The sequence below is a fragment of the Acidovorax sp. PRC11 genome, assembly GCF_031844105.1.
In the GTDB taxonomy this organism is placed as follows: domain Bacteria; phylum Pseudomonadota; class Gammaproteobacteria; order Burkholderiales; family Burkholderiaceae_C; genus Paracidovorax.
This window is the reverse complement of sequence record NZ_JAUZUQ010000027.1, coordinates 27,562-47,079: the sequence shown is the minus strand read 5'-3', so window position 1 is coordinate 47,079 and position 19,518 is coordinate 27,562. Positions and strand designations below refer to the sequence as shown.

Here is a 19,518-nt window from a genome sequence, read left to right as displayed (position 1 = left end):
CGAGGGCCGTTCGCCCCTCAGCACCGGGAGGTTTCCATGACCGCAGTTGCAGACATCCTCAAATCCAAGGCCCACCAGGGCGTCTACTCCGTCGCGCCCTCGGACTCGATGCTCGACGCCCTGCGCCTGATGGCCGACAAGGGCATCGGCGCGCTGCTCGTGCTGGAAGAGGGCCGCATCGCCGGCATCGTCACTGAACGCGACTACGCGCGCAAGGTGGCGCTGCTGGGCCGCACCTCGGGCGAGACGCGCGTGTCGGAGGTGATGACCAGCGCCGTGCGATTCGTGCGGCCCGCCCAGACGAGCGGCCAGTGCCTCGCGCTCATGAGCGAGAACCGGCTGCGCCACCTGCCCGTGGTGCAGGAGGACGGCACGCTCGCCGGCCTGATCTCGATCGGCGATCTGGTGAAGGACGTGATCTCGGAGCAGCAGTTCCTCATCGAGCAGATGGAGCAGTACATCATCGGCGGTGGTACGCGGCCGGCCTGATCGCCCCCCGCGCGGGAGACGGGCGCTCGGGTCGGGCCGGTACGGCCGGGTAGGGCGTGTCCGACGCGGCGGCGGGGCGTTGGCGACGCGCCCGGCCATGCGCGGTGGTGTCCAATGGGACATGCTCGGCCGTACCTGCTGGACGGCCGGTTCCCATGACCGCCCCATGGCCGATGCTCCGGCGAGCGTGCCATGGCCGGCCATCCTCCCCCTGCCGCCACGCACGCATGTCCGCCCAGCCATCTTCCCTCGACAGCCCTCCCCAGCCCGGGCCCGCCCCTTTGCCGCACGCGCTCCGCACGGCCGGCGCGGCGGACGGAACCAAGCCGCCCATCGAGGGCGCCGGCCCGATCGATGCATCGCCCTCGGCGCGCGAGGCGGCGGCCCGCAGCGTCCCCCAGCCGGACACGCGCTCGCCCGCCGACCGGTACCAGGAACTGTTCGTGGAAGTGCAGCGCCAGCGCGTCTTCGAGGATTCGAAGACCTTCGTGGACTGCGCGCCGCTCATGCCGCCCGAGGAGATCCTCGGCGCCTACCGCGCCGAGCAGGGCCGGCCCGGGTTCGACCTCGCCGCCTTCGTGCACCGGCACTTCGCGCCGCCGCGCAGCGCCTGCGAGCGCGCCACCGCGCCCCCGGGCCTGCCGCTGGCCGCGCACATCGATGCGCTGTGGGACGAATTGGCGCGCCACCCCGCCCACCATCCGCACCGCGGATCGCTGCTGGAATTGCCGCATGCCTATGTGGTGCCCGGAGGGCGGTTCGTGGAGATGTACTACTGGGATTCCTACTTCACCATGCTGGGCCTGGTGCCGAGCGACCGCCCGCGGCTGCTGCATGCGATGACGGACAACTTCGCCTACCTGATCGACACCTACGGCCACGTGCCCAACGGCACCCGCACCTACTACCTGAGCCGGTCGCAGCCGCCGGTGTTCGCGCTGATGGCGGACCTGTGCGAATCCACCCGCGGGCAGGGCGCGCTCCGCTACCTCCCGCAGATGCTGCGCGAATACGCGTTCTGGATGGACGGCGCCGATGGCTTGGCCGATGGCGGCGTCCACCGCCGCGTTGTGGGACTGCCGGGGGGCCACGTGCTCAACCGCTACTGGGACGACCGCGACACCCCGCGGGAAGAATCGTGGCGCGAAGACATGGAGACCGCCGCCGCCTGCACCCGCCCAGCTTCGGAAGTGTTCCGCAATCTGCGGGCCGCCGCTGAGTCGGGCTGGGATTTCAGCTCGCGCTGGCTCGACGACCTGAACGCTGCGGCCACCCGCACCGCCTGCCTCGCGGGCATCTGCACCACGCGCATCCTGCCGGTGGATTTGAACGCGCTGCTGCATGCGAGCGAGACGATGATCGCGCGCCTCAGCCGCGAATCGGGCGATACCGCCACCGCCGGGGAGTTCGACGGCCGCGCCGCGCGCCGCGCCGAGGCGATCACCCGCTTCCTCTGGAACGACGAGGCCGGCGCCTTCCTCGACTACGACTGGGGGAACCGCGTGCCCCGGCCGGCCCTCAACGGCGCGACGGTGGCGCCGCTCTTCACCGGCACCGCCACCCTGGCGCAGGCGCGCGCGCTCGCCGCCACGGTCCGGCGGCGCCTGCTGGTGCGCGGCGGCCTCGCCACCACCGAGATCGCGAGCGGCGAACAGTGGGACCGGCCCAACGGCTGGGCGCCCCTGCAGTGGATGGGCGCGGAAGGCTTCGCGCGCTACGGCGACCAGGACGAGATCTGCCGCCGACTCGCGCAGGACATCCGCGAGCGCTGGCTCGCCACGGTGCGCCACGTGTACGACCAGGAGGGCCGGCTCGTGGAGAAGTACGCGCTCGGTGAGGGCGACGGCGAGGCGTCCGCGGGGGGCGACGGCGGCGAATACCCGCTGCAGGACGGCTTCGGCTGGACCAACGGCGTGGTGCGCGGCTGGCTGGACGATCCGGCGTGGAAGGGCTGATGCCCGCGGGGTGACCGGCCGTGCGGATCAGCCGGCCCGGTCCTGCCAGGCCCGCACGTGCTCCACCAGGGCCCGCAGCTTGCGCGGCGGGTTCCGGCGGCTCGGGAAGTACAGGAAGAAGCCGGGAAATCGCGGCAGGAAATCCTCCAGCACCGGCGCCAGTTCGCCGCGCGCGACGTAGGGCGCGAAGGTTTCCTCCATGCCGATGGTGATGCCGGCGCCCGCCAGCGCGGTGCGGATCATCAGCAGCATGTCGTTGGTGGTGATGCGCGGCTCCACCGCCAGATCGAAGTCGCGGCCGTCGTCGCGGAACTCCCAGCGGTAGGGGGCCACGCCGGGAGCGGGGCGCCAGCCGATGCAGGCATGCGCGAGCAGGTCGCGCGGGTGCTGCGGCCGGCCGTGCGCCGCCAGGTACTCCGGCGTGGCGACCACCATCTGGCGCTGCGGCCCGGTGAGCGGCACGGCCACCATGTCCTGCTCGATGACCTCGCCCAGCCGCACGCCGGCATCGAAGCCGGCCGCGACGATGTCCGATTCCTCGTCCGTGACCGTGACGTCCAGCGTCACGCCCGGGTGCGCCTGCACGAACGAAGCGATCAGCGGGCCCGACAGGAACCGCTCGGCGATCGAGGTGGCGGCCACCCGCAGCAGGCCGCGCGCCGGGCCATCCTCCGCGACTTCCTCCAGCGCCGCGCCCACGGTCGACAGCGGGCCGGCGATCTGCCGGTGCAGCCGTTCGCCGGCTTCCGTCAGGCGCACGTGGCGCGTCGAGCGCTGCACCAGCGCGATTCCCAGGCCGTCCTCCAGCCGCCGGATGCCCTGGCTCACGGCCGAGCGCGTCACGCCCAGGTGGTCGGCCGCCGCGCGGAAGTTCTGTTCTTTCGCGACGGCCAGGAAGAAGCGCAGCAGGTTGAGATCGGCGGGCATTGGCAAAAAATTCTAAACACCCCGGTCAGCGATCGGGGAGTACCGCCGGCCAGGCCGTGTTCCTAGATTCCCTGCAGGGCCGCGAACGGTGCTTCCACGCGGAGCCCGTGGCCCCCGCAAGCGGCTTCGTCCGCCATCTTTCACCGCTCGAAAAGGGACTTCCCATGCAAGACAGCCACCAAGGCAACCACCTTTCCAAAGTCGTTCTCATCACCGGCGCCAGCAGCGGCATCGGCGAAGCCACGGCGCGGCTGCTCGCCGCCAGCGGTGCGACGGTGCTCCTCGGCGCGCGCCGCACCGACCGGCTCGAACGCATCGTGGCCGACACCACCGCGCGCGGCGGCATCGCCGAGGCCCGCGCGCTCGACGTGACCCGCCGCGCCGACGCCGAAGCCTTCGCCGCCCATGCGGTCGCGCGCTTCGGCCGCATCGACGTGATCGTCAACAACGCGGGCGTGATGCCGCTGTCGCCGATCGCCTCGCTGCGGGTGGACGAATGGGACCGCATGATCGACGTCAACATCCGGGGCGTGCTGCACGGCATCGCCGCGGTGCTGCCCACCATGCAGGCGCAGCGCTCGGGCCACGTGGTGAACGTGGCCTCGATCGGCGCGCACGCGGTCTCGCCCACGGCCGCCGTCTACTGCGCCACCAAGTACGCCGTCTGGGCGATCTCCGAGGGGCTGCGCCAGGAACATTCGGACCTGCGCGTCACCACGATCAGCCCGGGCGTCACCGAGTCGGAACTGGCGGAAACCATCTCGGACGCGCAGGGGCGCGAAGAGATGAAGGCCTTCCGCAGCGTGGCCATCGGCGCCGACGCCATCGCGCGCGCGATCCGCTTCGCCATCTCGCAGCCGGACGACGTGGACACCAGCGAGATCGTCATCCGCCCCACGGCCAGCCCGCACTGAGCGGGAGGGGCGGCGCAGCCCGCGGTGCCGTGTCGGGTGTTGCGCCCCACGGGCTTTGTCATCTGCCCGCCACATGGTGATTCCATACTTGAATCATCTTGTTACACGCGTGCACCGCCACTGCAATGACCGTCCGTTTGCGCATCACCCTGCTGATCGTTCTCGCCTTCCTCGCCCTGTGCTCCGTCGGGGGCTTCGCGCTCTACCAGTCCGCCGACGGCGCCCGCCAGGTCAAGCGGGTGACGGAGGGCGTGGTGCCCAGTGCCATCCATTCCGTCGAGCTGATGGGCCAGCTCAAGGATGTGCAGATGGCCGCGCTCGGCATGGTGACCGCCAGCGACAAGGACGCCGCCCAGAAGCTGCACGAGCAGCTGGTGGAGCGCAAGGCGGTGCTGCAGAAGGCGCTCGAAAAGCAGCTGCAGGAGGCCGACAGCGACGCGCAGCGCGGCCTCGTGAAGGAAGCCTCGATGAGCCTCGAGAACTACTTCGCGGCCATCGACGACACCGCGCGCTTCAAGCTCGCGGGCCAGCAGGAAGCGGCCGAGGCCTTCATGGCCGCCACGGTCGACCAGTACCTGCGCGAGCAGGGCCAGATGATCGAGGCGATCCAGGTCGAGAAGCGCCGCAGCAAGGACGAGGCCATCGGCTCCCTCAACGCGCAGCTGGAACACACCACGACCACGCTGCTGGCCGTGGCCGCCGTCGCCATCCTCGGCTTGGCCGCCGCCGGCACCATGCTCTACCGCCAGATCGTGCGCCCGATCCGCGAGATGGAGCTCAAGATGACCGAGATCGCCACCAGCCAGGACTTCTCGCACCGGGTGCCCGTCGCCCGCATGGACGAGATCGGCCGCTCGCTCACCGCGTTCAACGCGATGGTGGCGAAGATCGAGGAAAGCTCCGAACTGGTGCGCCGCAAGACGGCCGACATCCAGGCCATGCTGCACACCATCCCGCAAGGCATCCTGACCTTGCAGGCCGGCCGCACCATCCACCCGGAATACTCCGACCACCTCACGCGCATCCTGGAAGAGGACCACATCGCCGGCCGCGCGCTCGATGCGCTGCTGTTCGACCGCTCCGACCTGAGCGCGGACGCCCGGGCCCAGACCCTGGCCGCGATCGACGCCTGCATCGGCGAAGATGAACTCAACTTCTCCTTCAACGCCCACCTGCTGCCCCAGGAACTGCAGGTCCGTTTCGACGGCGACCGCGTGAAGGTGGTCGAGCTGGGCTGGTCGCCCATCACCGCCGCCGACGGCACCGTGGAGCGCCTGCTGCTGAGCCTACGCGACGTGACCGAGCTGCGTGCGCTGGCCCGCGATGCCCAGGCCCGCAAGGAAGAGCTGGACATGGTCGGCGAGCTGCTGGCCGTCGACCCCGACAAGTTCCAGGCGTTCGCAGACAGCGCGGACCACCTGCTGCGCGACATCCGTGCCCTGCTCGACACCGCCGCGGCCCGGCCCGATGCGCGCGCCGATGCGATCGCGGCGATGTTCCGCCACATGCACACGATCAAGGGCAATGCCCGCACCTATGGCCTGCTGCGCATCGCCGACGCCGCCCACGTGGCCGAGCAGCGCTACGCCAACCTGCGCGACGACCCGTCGGCCTGGGACGACGCTGCGCTGCAGTCCGAACACGGCGCGGTGGCCGCGGCACTGGCGGCCTATGTCCGTGTGAACACCGAGACGCTGGGCCGCGGTGCGGCACCCGCGGCTGGCGAAGCCGAGGCCGTGCGCATCCCGCGCGCCCGCATCGACGCCCTGCGCATGCGCCTCGCGGCGCTGTCCGGTGACGCCGGCTGCACGCCGGACCACCGCGCCGCACTGGAGCGCGTCGCCGAGGCACTCGCGAACGCCGACGCGCCCGGGCTGGCCGACGTGATCGGCGGTGTCGCCGCCTCGCTACCGGCACTCGCCCACGACCTGGGCAAGGAAGCGCCCGACGTCGCGGTGCACGAAGACACCCCCGTGGCCGTGCGCCCCGAAGCCGCCGAAGCCCTGCGCAATGCCTTCGTCCACCTGCTGCGCAACGCGCTCGACCACGGCATCGAGCCGGCGGCGGACCGCACGGCCCGGGGCAAGGCGCCGGCCGGCCGCATCCGCATCGCGACCGCACTCCGCGCATCCGGGCTGGAGATCCGCCTGGCCGACGACGGGCGCGGCCTGAACCTGGACCGCATCCGCGACAAGGCGCGTGCGCAGGGCCTGCTGGCCGAAGGCGCCGCGCTGTCGCCCGCAGAGACCGCGCAGCTGATCTTCGCTCCCGGCTTCTCCACGGCCGGCCAGGTGACCGACGTGTCCGGCCGCGGCGTGGGCATGGACGCCGTCCGGGCCTTCGTGGAGTCGCTGGGCGGGGACATCGCCCTGGTGCTGGCCGAAGGCTCCCCGCCGTCGGCCACCCCGTTCGAGACCGTGTTGCGCGTGCCGGCCCGCTGGGCCGTCGCGGTCGCGGCCTGACCTGCGGCAGGGAGCAAGCGATGTCGCAGGAATGGATGTGGCTGGCGGCGGGTTGCCTGCTGGGCGGCGGATCGGCCCTGGCGATCGCCGCCTGGCGCGCGGCGCGCCGCCGGGCCGGCGAGGAACACGCCCGCTCGCAGGCCCTGGCCGTGCGGCAGGCCGGCGATGCCGCGCGCGAGGCCGCCACGGCGCTGCAGGAACGCTGCGCGCAGCTGGAGGCCGAACTGGCCCAGGCGCAACGGCAGTTCGATGATGCCGCCGCCGAATGGCAGCGCCGGCTCGAAGAAACCGGCCAGGACTCCGAGCAGCGCGCCCTCCAGCTCGGCGAGAACACGCTGCACCACGCGCGCACCCAGGCCGAGGCGCTGCGCGAGCTGCAGGGCATCGGCAAGACCTTCGAGCGCTGGCATGCGGACATGAGCACCCTCGTGGCGCACAACCGCAGCCTGCACGACAAGAACGACGCGTTCTCGCAGATCGTGCGCAAGATGGTGATCGTGGCGCTCAACGCCTCGATCGAGGCGGCGCGCGCGGGCGTCGCGGGGCGCGGCTTCGACGTGGTCGCCACGGAAATGCGCGAACTCTCGGCCAGCGCCGAGCGGCTCTCGCGCGACTACCGCACCAGCCTCTACGAGAACGACCTGATCGCCACCACCACCTTCCAGGACATGCAGGCCGGCGGCAAGATGGTCATCAACGCCGCGATGGGCCTGGAACTGGCGAACCGCCGCATCCAGGCCACCCTCGACGGCGGCGGCGGCAGCGACGGCGGGCAGGGCGGCCTGCTGGAGACCGCATGAAGGCGCCGGTCCCTTCCACCACCCTCGCGACCGGCTTCATCAGCGCGCGGGCCCAGGGCAGCCTCGACCGCATGATGGTCTCCGCCCTGCGCCAGAGCGTGGTGCGCAGCGACGCCGTCGCCGTGCAGCCCGTGGATGCGCTGCCCGCCAACGGCGCCACGCACATGGCGGTGCTCTCCATCGCCTCGTTCTCGTTCCGCGTCGTCGCCGCGCTGCACTTCGACCACGGCCCGGCATGGCGCGGCTGGGTCGCGGAGATGAGCGGGCAGGGGGCCGGTCCTTTCAGCGACCAGGCGTTCCTCGACCGCGTCTGCGAGATGGGCAACCTCTGCAGCGGCGCCATCAACCGCGACCTGGGCGGCTTCCAGGCGTTCCTGGGCCTCTCCACCCCGCAGATCCTGGACGCGCGCTGCGCGCCGTACTTCACGCGCGCCGGCTTCGAGCACGTGCGGCATTTCCGCATGGACGTGCGGCCGGACCTGTCCCTGCACGCCTCGCTCTGCGCGCGCGCCTATGCGCCCCTGGACTTCCACTGGGCCGGCCCCGAGCCGGAAGCGGTGGAGTCCGGCGAACTCGAAATGTTCTAAGCGACGAAAGACCCTCCCATGAACACCCGCGACCCTTCCGAAGCCACCGCGCCGGCCGCCCTGGAAAGCAAGGTGCTGGTCATAGAGACCGACGCCGCCGTGCTCGACGCCATCCGCGCCTTCTGCGGCGACAACGCCCTGCAGGGCCACCGCGTGCATCCCCTCAACGTGGCCGGCGTGCTGCGCTCGCGCATCGACCTCGGCGCGGTCTTCGTCGGCGGCCGGCTGCAGGGCGCCGTCAGCGATGGCGTCGAACTCGCCCGCGAGATCGCCCGCCTGCGTCCCGAACTGCCGCTCTTCCTGCGCACCGACGGCGTGGAGCTGCCCGATCCCGGCGCGCTGCCCTCCATCGTGCCCTACACCCTGGCGGACATCGGCGCGCTGCGCGGCGAACTCGACCGCAAGATTTTCGACCGCGTCTACCCGACCTCGCTGGTGCGCGCACTCGGCGAGATGACGCAGTCGGCCCTCGCCAGCCAGTTCAAGGGCATGGAAGTGCGCATGGACCCGCCCTACGTGGTGCGCGACCGCCTCATCCATGGCGAGATGTTCACCCTGATCCCGATGGAAACGCCCTGGTGCCGCGGCTTCATGACGCTGCAGACCGATGCCGAATCGCTGCGCCGCGTCGTCTCCGCGGGGCACACGGTGTTCTCCGCGGAAGACGGCGCGGACTTCCGCAACCTGAACGCCCTGCTGGGCGAACTCACCAACCTTATCTGGGGCGGCTTCCGCAACCGCTACGGCACCGAAGGCGCGGGCGGCACCTTCGGCGTGCAGGTGCCGATCATCGTCAATCACCTGCACCGCTACATCAGCTTCGGCACCGAGAGCCCCCAGCTCTGCTTCAAGTGCCAGGCCTGGTCGCCGGACGACCCGGAAGGCACCACCGTCACGATCTACCAGCGCTTCGCCTTCAGCCTGAGCTGGGCACCCGAGCTCTACCGCGAGAGCGAGACGCTGCTGAGCGGCTTCGTCGAATCGGGCGAGCTGGAGCTGTTTTGAGCGGCGCCGTTTCCCTTTCTCTTTCCTTTGTCTTTCCCTGTTTTTCTCGAGGAGCATTCCACCATGGCCAACGTTCTTGTCGTCGATGATTCGAGCACCGTGCGCAGCGAAGTGGGCAACTTCCTGGGCAGCAACGGCTTCCAGGTCGCGCTGGCCGTCGACGGCCGCGACGGGCTCGCCAAGCTCAAGCAGCACAGCGGCATCAAACTCATCGTGTGCGACGTCAACATGCCCAACATGGACGGCCTCACCATGGCCGAGCGCGTGCGCAGCGAACTCGGCAACCAGCGCGTGAACATCGTCATGCTCACCACCGAAAGCTCCCCCGCCATGAAGGAACGCGGCAAGGCCGCGGGCGTGAAGGGCTGGATCGTGAAGCCGTTCAACGGGCCGGCGGTGCTGGGGTCGTTCCAGAAGCTCGCGGCCTGAGAGCGCCTTTCCACCGCTTCGTGCAGGGCTGGCGAAAGAACAGGGCGCTCGCCTACCGCCATCGCGCAGGCACGGCGTAGGCTAGGGGCCCCGAAAGAGCCCCGCCCGCCCGCCATGAAAATCGCCACCTTCAACGTCAACAGCGTCCGCGCGCGGCTGCCCGCGCTGCTCCAGTGGCTGCAGGAAACACGCCCCGACGTCGCCTGCCTGCAGGAGCTCAAGTGCATGGACGACGCCTTTCCGGCGGAGGCCATCCGCGAGGCCGGCTACGGCGCGCTCTGGCACGGCCAGAAGGCCTGGAACGGCGTGGCCATCCTCGCGCGCGGCACCGATCCGATCGAGGTACAGCGCGGCCTGCCCGGCGACGAGGCCGACACCCAGAGCCGCTACCTGGAGGCCGCCGTGGACGGCGTGCTCGTCGCCTGCCTCTACCTGCCCAACGGCAACCCGGCCCCGGGCCCGAAATTCGACTACAAGCTCGCCTGGCTGGAGCGCCTCGCCCGGCGCGCCGCGATGCTGCGCACCCGCCCCGAGCCGGTCGTGATCGCGGGCGACTTCAACATCATCCCCACCGAGCGCGACGTCTACAAGCCTGACGCCTGGGTGGATGACGCCCTGTTCCGCCCGGAAGTGCGCGAAGCCTTCCGCGCCCTGGTGGACAGCGGCTGGACCGACGCGCTGCGTGCCCTGCACCCCGACGAGACCATCTACACCTTCTGGGACTACCTGCGCCAGCGCTGGCAGCGCAACTCCGGCCTGCGCATCGACCATCTGCTGCTCAACCCGGCAGCGGCAAAGCGTTTGAAGGACGCCGGCGTGGACAAGGACGTGCGGGGCAGGCCGCAGCCCAGCGACCATGCGCCGGCCTGGGCGGTGCTGGGCTCGGAACGATGAATCGCCTTCCCGGGCCGTCTCGTGGCTCGCCGCAATAGCGGGGCACCCCAGGCAGTCCGGCGGCCGGGGCGCAGCGCGACCAGGGGCTGGCTGTTGGAACCCATGACGGTCAGGAGATGCCCTGCGGTAGCTTAAGCCGCCGTGCCCGTTGCCGCCCGGGCGCTGGTCACCCTGGCCCGGGCGATGCCATCAGCCCCACTTCATCTCGCCCTTGGCGACCTTCGCACCCAACTGCAGCGCGACGGGCAAGCCCGCGTCGGGGTAGCGCTTGGTCATCGCAGCGATCACGGCTTCGCTGTTGGCCGCCTTGGCGACTTCCTGCTCGAAGGCCAGCAGGTAATCGCGGGTGTAGTTCACGGCCGAGACGTCCAGCGCGCCGCCGGCCGACAGATGGCCGGCCACCACCACGGCCGGCTTGCGGGCGGCGATGGCTTCGAGGTTCTTCACCCAGGCCGCACGCGCGGCGGGCGTCGGGGTGTCCGCCGTCCACACGTGCAGACCCGAGAAGACCAGCACGCCGCCGAACACAGCGTTCAGCGACGGCGCCCAGAGGTAGCGGCGGTTGTCCAGGCCCTGCGCCTTCACGATCTCGATCACGTTGCCTTCCAGGCTCAGCGAAGGGCCGTCGAAGGGCTCGGGGAAGACGACGTCCACCAGCTTCTGCGGTCCATTTTCCTTGAGCTGCGGAGACCAGGTATCGATCTTCTTCTGCACGTTGGCGCGGATCGCGGCGATCGTGTCGGACGCGGCCAGCACCCGGGCGGCGGGGAAGGCGGCCTTGATCGCGCCCAGGCTGAAGTAGTAGTCGGGGTCGCTCTGGCTGATGTAGATGGTGGTCAGCGTCTTGCCCGAGGCCTGGATGGCGTCGGCCACGGCGCGGCCGTCGGGCAGCGAGAAGCCTGCGTCGATGAGGATCGCCTCCTTCGCGCCCGAGAGCAGCACTGGGGCGCGGAAGAAACCCTTCTCGCCGGCCGGGAAGTGCTTCCACTGCAGCGGCGTGGGCGTTACTGCCGGGGCGGCGCAGCCCGAGAGGGCGGTGGCGGCGCCGGCGGATGCGGCGGTCTGAACGAAGTCTCGGCGGGTCATCATGGGTGGTCCTTGGGGAGTGAGAGGTGGAGATCGAGATAAGCGTGGGACGAGGCGGAGAGGGATCAGATCGGGCGAGCGCCTTTACCGGAGAACAGGCCGCCGGGCACCCGCCGCAGGACGACGCCGGGCAGGGCCGCCACTTCCGCCACCGTGCCGCCGGCGCCGTCGCACCAGCCGCAGAGCGGATCGAAAAGGCAGTGCAGTGTCTTGGTCATGGGGGCGCTTCGGAGGGGCTGGGAAAAGCCCCGATGTGGTCGATGCACGGATGGTAGGTAGCCCTCATTGACAAATAAATCACGCCAAGGCTGATAATCTGTATGCCAATGGCAGACAATGATTTCGAACCCGGCGCCAGCCACCTCGCCAACCTCAAGCGCATGGCGTATTTCGCGGCGGTGGTCGAGACGGGCAGCTTCACGGCGGCCGCCCTGCGGCTGGGCATCACCAAGGCGGTGGTCAGCCAGCAGGTGGCACGGCTGGAGCGGGAATTCCGCACGACGCTGCTCACCCGCACCACCCGCAGGGTGGCGCCCACGGATGCGGGCAAGGCCTTCCATGCGCGATGCGCGCTGGTCCTGAAGGAAGCGCACGACGCGTTCGATGAACTCGGCGAGGGGGCGACCGAACCTTCGGGCACGCTGCGCCTGACGGCCGCGCTGGATTACGGCATCACGACCATCGTGCCGGCCGTCACCGAGTTCACGCGCCGGTATCCGCAATGCAAGGTGGACGCGATCCTCAGCGACCAGTCGATCGACGTGATGTCCGGCCAGGTGGAGCTGGCGATCCGCGTAGGGTGGCTGACAGACCCGGGCGTGCAGGCCCGGCAGATCGGCGCATTCCGCCAGTTGCTGGTCGCGGCGCCCGCGTGGCAGCACGAGGTGAGCGCCCTGCAGGATCCGCAGGGCATTGCCCGCATCCCGTTCGTCGCCAACACCGCCTTGCGCGAGCCCACGCGCTGGAGTTTTTCGCGCGGCGAACTGGAGCGCGAGGGCGTCTCCGTGCATGCCGTGGTGTCCCTGGACGCGACGCTGGCAGTGCGCGAGGCGGTGCGCCTCGGCGCCGGGCTGTCCGTGCTGCCGGACTATGCGGTGGCCGAGGACCTGGCGGCGGGCCGGCTGGTCCACGTGCTGCCGCAATGGGCGCTGCCGTCCGGGGGCATCCACGCGGTGTTTCCTCCGGCGCGCTTCCGGCCGGCGAAGGTGCGGGCATTCGTGGACCTGTTGCAGGAGACCGCGTCGACGGGCGCGCATGCGGGGCGGACGCTCCCTGGCGCACCGGCCCGGCCGTAGGGCGGCGCCGATGCAGTTGCGTATGCAGATCGGGCACATTGCGTTCGGCTTCGAACGGAGGTGCCTGGGCGAGTCTGTCGTGCGATCTACCTCATGCTCGGCGCTTCGGTGGAGGATGGGGTGACATAGAGGCGAGGACTGTGCGTGCGCCGATGTGGGTCAGGCCAGGCCGGCAGTGGTACCTCAGGTTTCGTCATGGGAATCCATCGCTGCCTTCGGAGCACGGCCTCCCTCGACTGGCGAATCCCAGGCGCAGTGCCCGGTTTGAATGTGCCGGCCTGCTGCGGCATGCCGGAACGATCGCACGCGGGCGCACTTTTTGATACAAAGATTTGGAATTTTCTTATTCTCTGTCGTTATACTTTCATAAAAAGCAGTCCTTAGTAAAGACGCGCGGCAGGCTACAGTCCTGCATCGATCCCGACAGTGGATCGAGCAAAAATTTCAGGGAGGGGAAATACCATGCGAACCCATGCAGATGGGGCAGCGAGTGTGCCGGTGGCCGAGGGGATACGCGGCGGATGCCATCGGTTGGATGTGCATCGCTCCAAAAGAATCGCTCAACGTGCTCGGATCCGATGCTTGACGGTAACGTCTCAAAGCCATTTCGGCCATCTCGGCCCCGATTTCTCTGCCATAGATATCCTGACTGTCCTGTACGGATCGGTCATGGCATCCCGTGCCTTCAGCGACCCATTGCGAGACCGTTTTGTCCTCAGCAAAGGGCATGCCGCCTTGGCCCTCTATTCGGTATTGATCGAATTGGGGTTTTGGAACGAAGACATGTTGCTGAATTACGGCCGTTCGGGAGGATTGCTCGGCGGCCATCCCTCGTCCTCAGTCAGCGGGATCGAAACCTGTACCGGTGCGCTGGGTCATGGATTGCCTTTCGCCGTGGGGGCGGCTGCCGCTGCAGCAGCGAGCAGTGGCAAACAAAAGACGTTCGTGCTTCTCGGAGACGGCGAGTTGCAAGAAGGCAGTAATTGGGAGGCGGCGATGTTTGCGAGTGCACGCTGCCTCGGTAATTTGACGGCCATCATAGATCGCAACGGACTGCAGCAAGGACGAGAAACGGAACAGGTCAATCCCTTGGGTCCTTTGGCAGACAAATGGCGTGCTTTCGGATGGGACGTCGAGGAAATCGACGGCCATGATCACATTGCGATTTTCGAGGCTCTTGCTCGGGCCGAGCGTTCAACGCGGCCGCGGTGCCTGATCGCGATGACAAAAAAAGGCAGGGGTGTTTCTTTCATGGAGGGGAATGCAGCATGGCATCACAAATTGCCTTCTCTGTCGGAGGCCGCTCAGGCACTGGAAGAGCTGAGCCGATGAACGTCGACGAGGGGTTGGAAGATCCGAAAGATGCCTTCGCCGCGGAAGTGTTGAACCTCGCCCGGCACGATCCCAGGGTGTGCCTGGTCATCAACGATTGCCTGTCTTCGACGAATGCCAGGTTCTTTTTGGAAGAGTTTCCGGATCGCGTCTTTGACGTCGGCATTGCCGAGCAGAACATGGTGGGAGTGGCGGCCGGTCTGGCAAGCGGCGGGATGATCCCGTTCGTCTGCGCTGCGTCATGCTTTCTTTCTGGGAGAGCACTGGAGCAGATCAAGGTGGACATTGCCATGTCGAAGGCCAACGTGAAGCTGTGCGGGTTCAGCAGCGGTTTCACCTACGGCTCGCTCGGGGCGACGCACCATGCGATCGAGGACATCGCATGGATCAGAGTGCTCCCGAATGTCCGCTTTGCCGCGCCATGCGACGCCCGCGAAGCGAGGGCCGTCGCCAGGGCCCTGCATGCGCATGAGGGGCCGGCGTTCGTTCGGCTGGCGCGAGGTGGCAGGCGCAACATCACCAGCCGCGACGAGTACCAGTTTGGTCGTGCCGAGACACTCCGCGACGGACGCGATGTCGCGCTGCTGGGTACCGGTTCGATGGTGCACAACCTGGTCCAGGCCGCGCAACTTCTGGAAGATGACGGCATCACGTGCAGGGTCCTGAATTTCTCCAGCATCGCCCCGATCGACACGGCGGCCATTGTCCAGGCATGCCGGGATACGAGGGGCATCGTCTGCGCCGAGGAGCACCAAGTCGGGGGAGGGCTGTTCGGTGCCGTCGCGGAGGTGGTCGTCAGCCGAGCGCCGGCACCGATGCTGGCGCTCGGCGTGCCGGGTGTATTCGCGCCAGTAGGCGACAGCGGTGATCTGCTCAGGCATTTCGGACTGGAGCCTGCGCAGATGGCCTCGCGTGTGCGGCATTGGCTGGCTGCGATGAATCGAGAAAAAAAGGAAATGGCCAGTGCATAAGCAACCACTATTACCGGGGGCTGCGCCCAACGTCAGTTTCGAAGAAAGACCCACCAGCACTTTCTTCGTGGTATCCGGGCCCGGTGGTACGGGAAAGACCACCTTGATCAAACGTTGGCTCCGCGACTCTCCCGACCTGGGCTATGTTCCCAATGTCACGACGCGCGCGCCGCGTGCGTCCTCTGCCGTCGATGAGTCCGGGTTCTACGAATTCGTGTCGAGACAGGAATTCCAGGAAATGGTCAAGGCGGAGGCTTTTGCGCAATGGGTGAATCCTTCGGAAGGGAAGTACTACGGCACGCCGATCAAACCCTTGCAGGAGGCGATCGTGGCGGGTAAGGACCTGGTTTTCGACTACACGCCGCAGCTGTACATCAACCTCCGCCGCCAGTTCAGGGAGCAGGTCGTCGGTATATTCGTCATTCCTCCGACATTCGAGGAGCTGCTTTCGCGCCTCGAGAGGCGGGGAACGGAGCGAGGCGAGGAGCTGTACATCAAGCAGCAGATGGCATTGCAGGACCTCAGCTACGTCGATGAACATGAATACCACCTCGTAAACAAGGATCTGGATTGCAGCCTCGAGGTTCTCAAGGCCATACGAACCGCCGAAAGACACAGGCTCACTCGACTGAGAAATGTGGGGCCGAACTGCAAGAAGCTGTCGCCGCGGTCGATGATGTTCTACTACGATCCATTGTTCGAGCGCGTCAATGGCATCGCACAACTGCAGCCGCAAAATGCCGATGCAGCTTGAATACGGTGAATTGCTCTCGCTGCTAACCGTACAGGAGGCGAAGATCCAGGCGTATCGAAACGATTTCGTTTCGGAGGAGGCTTGGGAAATCCTGCGCCGGGTCTGGGGCGATCGAGTCGGCGAATTCCTCTACGGCCATTCATTCGTACTGATCAAGCCTGAGGCCCTGGCCAGGCGTTGCAGCCAGTCGGTGCTTTCATTCCTGCACAAAAAGCGGCTAGTACCTGTTGCGATGACGCAGGTATCCGTTGACCGGAATGCCGCGCATCTCATATGGCGTTTCCAGTGGAATGCAGCGACGGTGGATCGGGTGCGGTTGACGAACATGGTCAATGCGCAAAGCAGTTCCATCCTGGTCCTGGTGCGTGATTCCGACCCGGGAGTGATTCCGGCGTCGGTCAAGCTTTGGGGTATGAAGGGGTCGGCCCATGCGGATCGGCGCAATGAACAGCATCTACGCACCTTGCTCCGCATGCACAACCGGATGCTGGGTTTCGTCCACACGCCCGACGAGCCGGCGGATCTTGTTCGTGACCTCTCGATTCTGCTCGGTGGTCCGGCACTGGTTGCGCTGATGCGCGACTGCGCCGCCGCTCCGACGAGGCCAGTCGTTGATCTTTCCGCCAGCTTGTGCGCCGAAGTGCGGCGCATCGAGGCTGCGTCGCTGAAGAACGAAATCGATCCCGTTGGCTCCATGGCGCGGCTGGAGGATGCCTTGTGCGAGAGATCCCCCGGAATGCGCGTGCTGGCGGATGCCATGCAAAGCCATACCAAGATACCGCTCGACGTGGTCCTTGATGCAACTGGTGGCGGGCAGGCGCAGTTCTGGGACGTTCTTACCGTCGCTTCTGAATTGATCCAGCACGACAGGCCCGGCGTCAAGCCCCTGATCGATGCCCGTGCGGTCGGCGAAGTCACCTCGCGCTGGGCCGAACACGGCGCGGTTCTGAAAAACGCACTCGATGAATCAATTCATGCCTTCTAAAGATGAGGAACGCGGGCAGGTGTACAGCCTGCTCAACGGCACCGTGAGCCTGTCCAGTGACTTCATTCTGGACAATGCCTATCTCCGTGACGGTGATGCTGCCTTCGTCGGCGGCTCATTGATCGAGGGCATCGGAAATGCCATGTCCGACGTGGATGTCCACGTGGTAACCGACGATCTTCGGCGGGAGCGGGACATTGCGCTGGATATGCACTACAGGACGCTCAGCAAGGACCGGTCCATCCTGACGGGGACGGCGCCGATGGCGGAGGTTTTCCTGATACACACCGTCGTGCCGTCGACGCACATCAAGGTGGACATCGAATACCGCTCGAAGGCCGAGATGGACGCACTGGTGTCCCAGGTTCGCGGTACCTTCGATTACGCCACCCAGTCGCTGGTGTTGCTTACGAAGTACATGAGCGCTCGCGACATGGCCTTCGTGCATCGGCTCTTCAATTCGCATGGGCTCGCCGGAAAGGCCTATCTCGACGATCTGCGCGACCGAACGGGTCTCAAGATCTTCCTGTACCTGATGTACCGGTGGAAAGCTTCCGATTTCTCGGTGCTGCTCGACATTGTCGGCGCGTGGAATGAGGGCGAATGGGCTCGTTGCGCCGACCTTGCACGCGAGAACATGGTCACCCAGTTCCACGCCTACACGCATCTGTGCGGTAATACCAACTATCACAGGAAGTGGATCGTCCGGTATGGGGCGAGGGCGGGTGTGGATGCGCGTCTCTACGAGCGCTACCTGCATCTGCTGCTGGCCAGCTGCGGCCGTGAAGCCGGGGAGACGAAGGCGTACATACTCGCCACCATCGATTTCATCGATGAGCTTTTCGAAGCCAGCCGCCTGTTGCTTGAGGCCGAACCGATCTTTCCCTCCGGCGCTCAGGCAAAGGAGCGCATTTCCACGTTCTTCCGGCATGAGACGGAAGAGTATTCAGACATGGAAATGCAATATCGCCTGAGGGTGTACGAACCCACCGGCAAAGCCACGCGGGCATGGTTCGCATGAGCGATCTGCGACCTCTCGTGGGCGTTTCATGCTGTCTGCGCGGCATCGCTTTTGGTGACTATCCCCCTACGCCACATCACACCGTGTTCCACAAGTACGTGGACTACGTTCTCGATGAACTGCAGGCCGTACCGGTCCTGATTCCCGCTACCCCGTCGCTTGGCGGGCCCACCGGCGCGCTGTCATTGCTCGCCGAACGCCTGGATGGAGTGTTGTTCACGGGTTCGCCGAGCAACGTCGGTCTTCGGCGCCGGGACGATGAACTGGTCGAGATCGAACCTGTCGGCCAGCCGGATAGAGCGCGCGATGAGACAACGCATTGGTTGATCCGGCATTGCCTGTCGCAAGGAGTACCCATGTTGGGAATTTGCCGTGGAATGCAGGAGATGAACGTGGCTTGTGGCGGGGAATTGCATGAACAGGTCCACGAGCTTGGCTGTTTCGAGGATCACCGGTCGGACAAGTCGCTCCCCTACCAGGAACGATACAAGGCGCGCCATTCGATTCGCATCCACAGAGGAAGTTATTTGAGCGACTTGATCGAACGTTCGGGCAGCATGGGCCTGGAGCTGAAAGTCAACTCCCTGCATTCGCAGGCAGTGTCGGACCTTGGGGATGGGGTCTCCGTTCAAGCCACGAGCGAGGACGGCGTGACCGAAGCGATCGTCCTGACCCGTGCGCGTGAATTCGCGTTGGGCGTCCAATGGCACATTGAATGGGGTGCTAGCGCGTGCGACCTGGACAAGGTCATTTCAAGCGCTTTTCGTGCAGCGTGTGTCCGGCGGGCCCGGCGCACAGGTCGCAAGGCGGTGCCATGAGCGGCGGGTCCATTGGCGCTCAAGACCGGGGCCTGACCGGCAAGGTGGCGATCATTACGGGAGCGTCCAGCGGCATCGGTATGGCGCTGGCGGGCAAGCTGGCGCAGATGGGAATGCAACTGGTCGTGCATGGTCGCCGCGAGAGCCGTTTGAAGTCGCTGGCATCCAGGTACACCGGCATCGAATGGATCGCAGGTGATCTGGTGGAGGGCGACGCATGCGCGTTATTGCTCGAGCGAGCGGTGAGCTGTTTCGGGCACGTCGATTTCGCCATCAACAATGCAGGCGTCAACCATACCGGGACCATTGAGCAGATCGATGTCGACCAAGTCTGCGCCATGTCGCGCATCAATGTCGAAGCAGCCTATCGATTCACATACACCTTGCTGAAACACTTCCGCAGCCAGGAATATGGCCACCTGATACACACCACCAGCATCATGGGCCACAAGGTGCGGGAGACCGCGGGGGCCTATGCAGGGACCAAACATGCCATCGAGGCGCTGTGCGAAGCGCTGCGCATGGAGCTTGCCCGAAGCCGGATCAAGGTGTCGTGCGTTGCACCGGGCCTCGTGGAAACGGAGCTGCACCGCGGCGCGGCGGTGCGGCCGGCCGTCGCCCGGAACATTGCCCGGCCGCTCCAGCCGGGCGACGTTGCCGAGAGGATTGTCTGGCTCATGCTGCAGCCTCCTCACATCAACGTTCCTCAGCTCATCGTGCTTCCCCAGGATCATCCGATCTGACGGAATTTCCCCAATTTCTGACCGAAGAACTTCATTTTGGACACCGTATCA

20 protein-coding genes are annotated in these 19,518 nt (G+C 66.9%); 17 read left to right on the top strand and 3 right to left on the bottom strand.

Translation table 11 applies throughout. From position 1 onward, the window contains the following. Positions 1-36 precede the first annotated feature (36 nt). Both Q9R47_RS21715 and treF read left to right on the top strand, forming a co-directional pair. A complete protein-coding gene (locus tag Q9R47_RS21715) occupies positions 37-489 on the top strand; it encodes a CBS domain-containing protein (RefSeq protein ID WP_311235192.1) in 453 nt (150 codons plus the stop codon). 173 nt (positions 490-662) lie between these two features. After that, positions 663-2,444: an alpha,alpha-trehalase TreF gene (gene treF, locus Q9R47_RS21710; RefSeq protein WP_311235200.1), complete on the top strand. Its 1,782-nt coding sequence runs from the start codon at positions 663-665 to the stop codon at positions 2,442-2,444. 27 nt (positions 2,445-2,471) lie between these two features. Here treF and Q9R47_RS21705 read toward each other — a convergent pair whose 3' ends face one another. Further along, entirely contained in the window at positions 2,472-3,371 is a 900-nt protein-coding gene (locus Q9R47_RS21705) for a LysR family transcriptional regulator (RefSeq protein ID WP_311235191.1), read from the bottom strand. A gap of 164 nt (positions 3,372-3,535) precedes the next feature. On the opposite strand from Q9R47_RS21705, the gene Q9R47_RS21700 reads away from it, so the two are divergent. The 7 genes from Q9R47_RS21700 to xth all read left to right on the top strand — a co-directional run bounded on the left by Q9R47_RS21700 (position 3,536) and on the right by xth (position 10,462). Then, a complete protein-coding gene (locus tag Q9R47_RS21700) occupies positions 3,536-4,285 on the top strand; it encodes an SDR family oxidoreductase (RefSeq protein ID WP_311235190.1) in 750 nt (249 codons plus the stop codon). A 125-nt stretch (positions 4,286-4,410) separates the two neighbouring features. Continuing rightward, entirely contained in the window at positions 4,411-6,747 is a 2,337-nt protein-coding gene (locus Q9R47_RS21695) for an ATP-binding protein (protein WP_311235189.1), read from the top strand. 20 nt (positions 6,748-6,767) lie between these two features. Continuing rightward, a complete protein-coding gene (locus Q9R47_RS21690) occupies positions 6,768-7,547 on the top strand; it encodes a methyl-accepting chemotaxis protein (RefSeq protein WP_311235188.1) in 780 nt (259 codons plus the stop codon). Further along, entirely contained in the window at positions 7,544-8,134 is a 591-nt protein-coding gene (locus Q9R47_RS21685; RefSeq protein ID WP_311235187.1) for a hypothetical protein, read from the top strand. The genes Q9R47_RS21690 and Q9R47_RS21685 overlap by 4 nt, the downstream gene beginning before the upstream one ends. Before the next feature lie 18 nt (positions 8,135-8,152). Next, positions 8,153-9,139, top strand: a complete 987-nt coding sequence (locus Q9R47_RS21680) for a chemotaxis protein CheX (protein WP_311235186.1) — start codon at positions 8,153-8,155, stop codon at positions 9,137-9,139. 63 nt (positions 9,140-9,202) lie between these two features. Next, the gene (locus tag Q9R47_RS21675; protein WP_013595419.1) at positions 9,203-9,568 is read left to right on the top strand and encodes a response regulator; all 366 of its coding nucleotides are present in this window, start codon (positions 9,203-9,205) and stop codon (positions 9,566-9,568) included. 114 nt (positions 9,569-9,682) lie between these two features. Then, a complete protein-coding gene (gene xth, locus Q9R47_RS21670) occupies positions 9,683-10,462 on the top strand; it encodes an exodeoxyribonuclease III (RefSeq protein ID WP_311235185.1) in 780 nt (259 codons plus the stop codon). A 189-nt stretch (positions 10,463-10,651) separates the two neighbouring features. On the opposite strand, the gene Q9R47_RS21665 is transcribed toward xth, so the two are convergent. Then, complete coding sequence (locus Q9R47_RS21665) at positions 10,652-11,551, bottom strand: MBL fold metallo-hydrolase (protein ID WP_311235184.1); 900 nt, start codon at positions 11,549-11,551, stop codon at positions 10,652-10,654. A 62-nt stretch (positions 11,552-11,613) separates the two neighbouring features. Next, positions 11,614-11,766: a hypothetical protein gene (locus Q9R47_RS21660; protein WP_311235183.1), complete on the bottom strand. Its 153-nt coding sequence runs from the start codon at positions 11,764-11,766 to the stop codon at positions 11,614-11,616. A gap of 102 nt (positions 11,767-11,868) precedes the next feature. Here Q9R47_RS21660 and Q9R47_RS21655 point away from each other — a divergent pair, with 102 nt between their 5' ends. The 8 genes from Q9R47_RS21655 (at position 11,869) to Q9R47_RS21620 (ending at position 19,467) form a co-directional block, all read left to right on the top strand. Further along, entirely contained in the window at positions 11,869-12,843 is a 975-nt protein-coding gene (locus Q9R47_RS21655) for a LysR family transcriptional regulator (RefSeq protein ID WP_404977198.1), read from the top strand. 462 nt (positions 12,844-13,305) lie between these two features. Next, on the top strand, positions 13,306-14,175 hold the full coding sequence (locus Q9R47_RS21650; RefSeq protein WP_404977197.1) for a transketolase: 870 nt from the start codon (positions 13,306-13,308) through the stop codon (positions 14,173-14,175). Further along, positions 14,172-15,146, top strand: coding sequence for a transketolase C-terminal domain-containing protein (locus tag Q9R47_RS21645; protein ID WP_311235181.1), 975 nt, complete (start codon positions 14,172-14,174; stop codon positions 15,144-15,146). The genes Q9R47_RS21650 and Q9R47_RS21645 overlap by 4 nt, the downstream gene beginning before the upstream one ends. Beyond that, positions 15,139-15,900: a guanylate kinase gene (locus Q9R47_RS21640; protein WP_311235180.1), complete on the top strand. Its 762-nt coding sequence runs from the start codon at positions 15,139-15,141 to the stop codon at positions 15,898-15,900. The genes Q9R47_RS21645 and Q9R47_RS21640 overlap by 8 nt, the downstream gene beginning before the upstream one ends. Further along, positions 15,884-16,885, top strand: coding sequence for a nucleoside-diphosphate kinase (locus Q9R47_RS21635; RefSeq protein ID WP_311235179.1), 1,002 nt, complete (start codon positions 15,884-15,886; stop codon positions 16,883-16,885). Before Q9R47_RS21640 ends, Q9R47_RS21635 begins: the two co-directional genes overlap by 17 nt. Further along, positions 16,875-17,906, top strand: coding sequence for a hypothetical protein (locus tag Q9R47_RS21630; protein ID WP_311235178.1), 1,032 nt, complete (start codon positions 16,875-16,877; stop codon positions 17,904-17,906). Before Q9R47_RS21635 ends, Q9R47_RS21630 begins: the two co-directional genes overlap by 11 nt. Continuing rightward, the gene (locus Q9R47_RS21625) at positions 17,903-18,724 is read left to right on the top strand and encodes a gamma-glutamyl-gamma-aminobutyrate hydrolase family protein (protein WP_311235177.1); all 822 of its coding nucleotides are present in this window, start codon (positions 17,903-17,905) and stop codon (positions 18,722-18,724) included. Before Q9R47_RS21630 ends, Q9R47_RS21625 begins: the two co-directional genes overlap by 4 nt. Beyond that, positions 18,721-19,467 carry an SDR family oxidoreductase gene (locus Q9R47_RS21620; RefSeq protein WP_311235176.1) on the top strand — a complete coding sequence of 249 codons (747 nt, stop codon included), beginning with the start codon at positions 18,721-18,723 and terminating at the stop codon, positions 19,465-19,467. Before Q9R47_RS21625 ends, Q9R47_RS21620 begins: the two co-directional genes overlap by 4 nt. Positions 19,468-19,518: the final 51 nt, after the last annotated feature.

What these genes read in the sequence shown, in the direction of transcription:
- Q9R47_RS21715 (WP_311235192.1), top strand. Translation starts at nt 37, where the DNA reads ATGACCGCAGTTGCAGACATCCTCAAATCCAAGGCCCACCAGGGCGTC.
- treF (WP_311235200.1), top strand. Translation starts at nt 663, where the DNA reads ATGCTCCGGCGAGCGTGCCATGGCCGGCCATCCTCCCCCTGCCGCCAC.
- Q9R47_RS21705 (WP_311235191.1), bottom strand. Translation starts at nt 3,371, where the DNA reads ATGCCCGCCGATCTCAACCTGCTGCGCTTCTTCCTGGCCGTCGCGAAA.
- Q9R47_RS21700 (WP_311235190.1), top strand. Translation starts at nt 3,536, where the DNA reads ATGCAAGACAGCCACCAAGGCAACCACCTTTCCAAAGTCGTTCTCATC.
- Q9R47_RS21695 (WP_311235189.1), top strand. Translation starts at nt 4,411, where the DNA reads ATGACCGTCCGTTTGCGCATCACCCTGCTGATCGTTCTCGCCTTCCTC.
- Q9R47_RS21690 (WP_311235188.1), top strand. Translation starts at nt 6,768, where the DNA reads ATGTCGCAGGAATGGATGTGGCTGGCGGCGGGTTGCCTGCTGGGCGGC.
- Q9R47_RS21685 (WP_311235187.1), top strand. Translation starts at nt 7,544, where the DNA reads ATGAAGGCGCCGGTCCCTTCCACCACCCTCGCGACCGGCTTCATCAGC.
- Q9R47_RS21680 (WP_311235186.1), top strand. Translation starts at nt 8,153, where the DNA reads ATGAACACCCGCGACCCTTCCGAAGCCACCGCGCCGGCCGCCCTGGAA.
- Q9R47_RS21675 (WP_013595419.1), top strand. Translation starts at nt 9,203, where the DNA reads ATGGCCAACGTTCTTGTCGTCGATGATTCGAGCACCGTGCGCAGCGAA.
- xth (WP_311235185.1), top strand. Translation starts at nt 9,683, where the DNA reads ATGAAAATCGCCACCTTCAACGTCAACAGCGTCCGCGCGCGGCTGCCC.
- Q9R47_RS21665 (WP_311235184.1), bottom strand. Translation starts at nt 11,551, where the DNA reads ATGATGACCCGCCGAGACTTCGTTCAGACCGCCGCATCCGCCGGCGCC.
- Q9R47_RS21660 (WP_311235183.1), bottom strand. Translation starts at nt 11,766, where the DNA reads ATGACCAAGACACTGCACTGCCTTTTCGATCCGCTCTGCGGCTGGTGC.
- Q9R47_RS21655 (WP_404977198.1), top strand. Translation starts at nt 11,869, where the DNA reads ATGCCAATGGCAGACAATGATTTCGAACCCGGCGCCAGCCACCTCGCC.
- Q9R47_RS21650 (WP_404977197.1), top strand. Translation starts at nt 13,306, where the DNA reads ATGCGAACCCATGCAGATGGGGCAGCGAGTGTGCCGGTGGCCGAGGGG.
- Q9R47_RS21645 (WP_311235181.1), top strand. Translation starts at nt 14,172, where the DNA reads ATGAACGTCGACGAGGGGTTGGAAGATCCGAAAGATGCCTTCGCCGCG.
- Q9R47_RS21635 (WP_311235179.1), top strand. Translation starts at nt 15,884, where the DNA reads ATGCCGATGCAGCTTGAATACGGTGAATTGCTCTCGCTGCTAACCGTA.
- Q9R47_RS21630 (WP_311235178.1), top strand. Translation starts at nt 16,875, where the DNA reads ATGCCTTCTAAAGATGAGGAACGCGGGCAGGTGTACAGCCTGCTCAAC.
- Q9R47_RS21625 (WP_311235177.1), top strand. Translation starts at nt 17,903, where the DNA reads ATGAGCGATCTGCGACCTCTCGTGGGCGTTTCATGCTGTCTGCGCGGC.
- Q9R47_RS21620 (WP_311235176.1), top strand. Translation starts at nt 18,721, where the DNA reads ATGAGCGGCGGGTCCATTGGCGCTCAAGACCGGGGCCTGACCGGCAAG.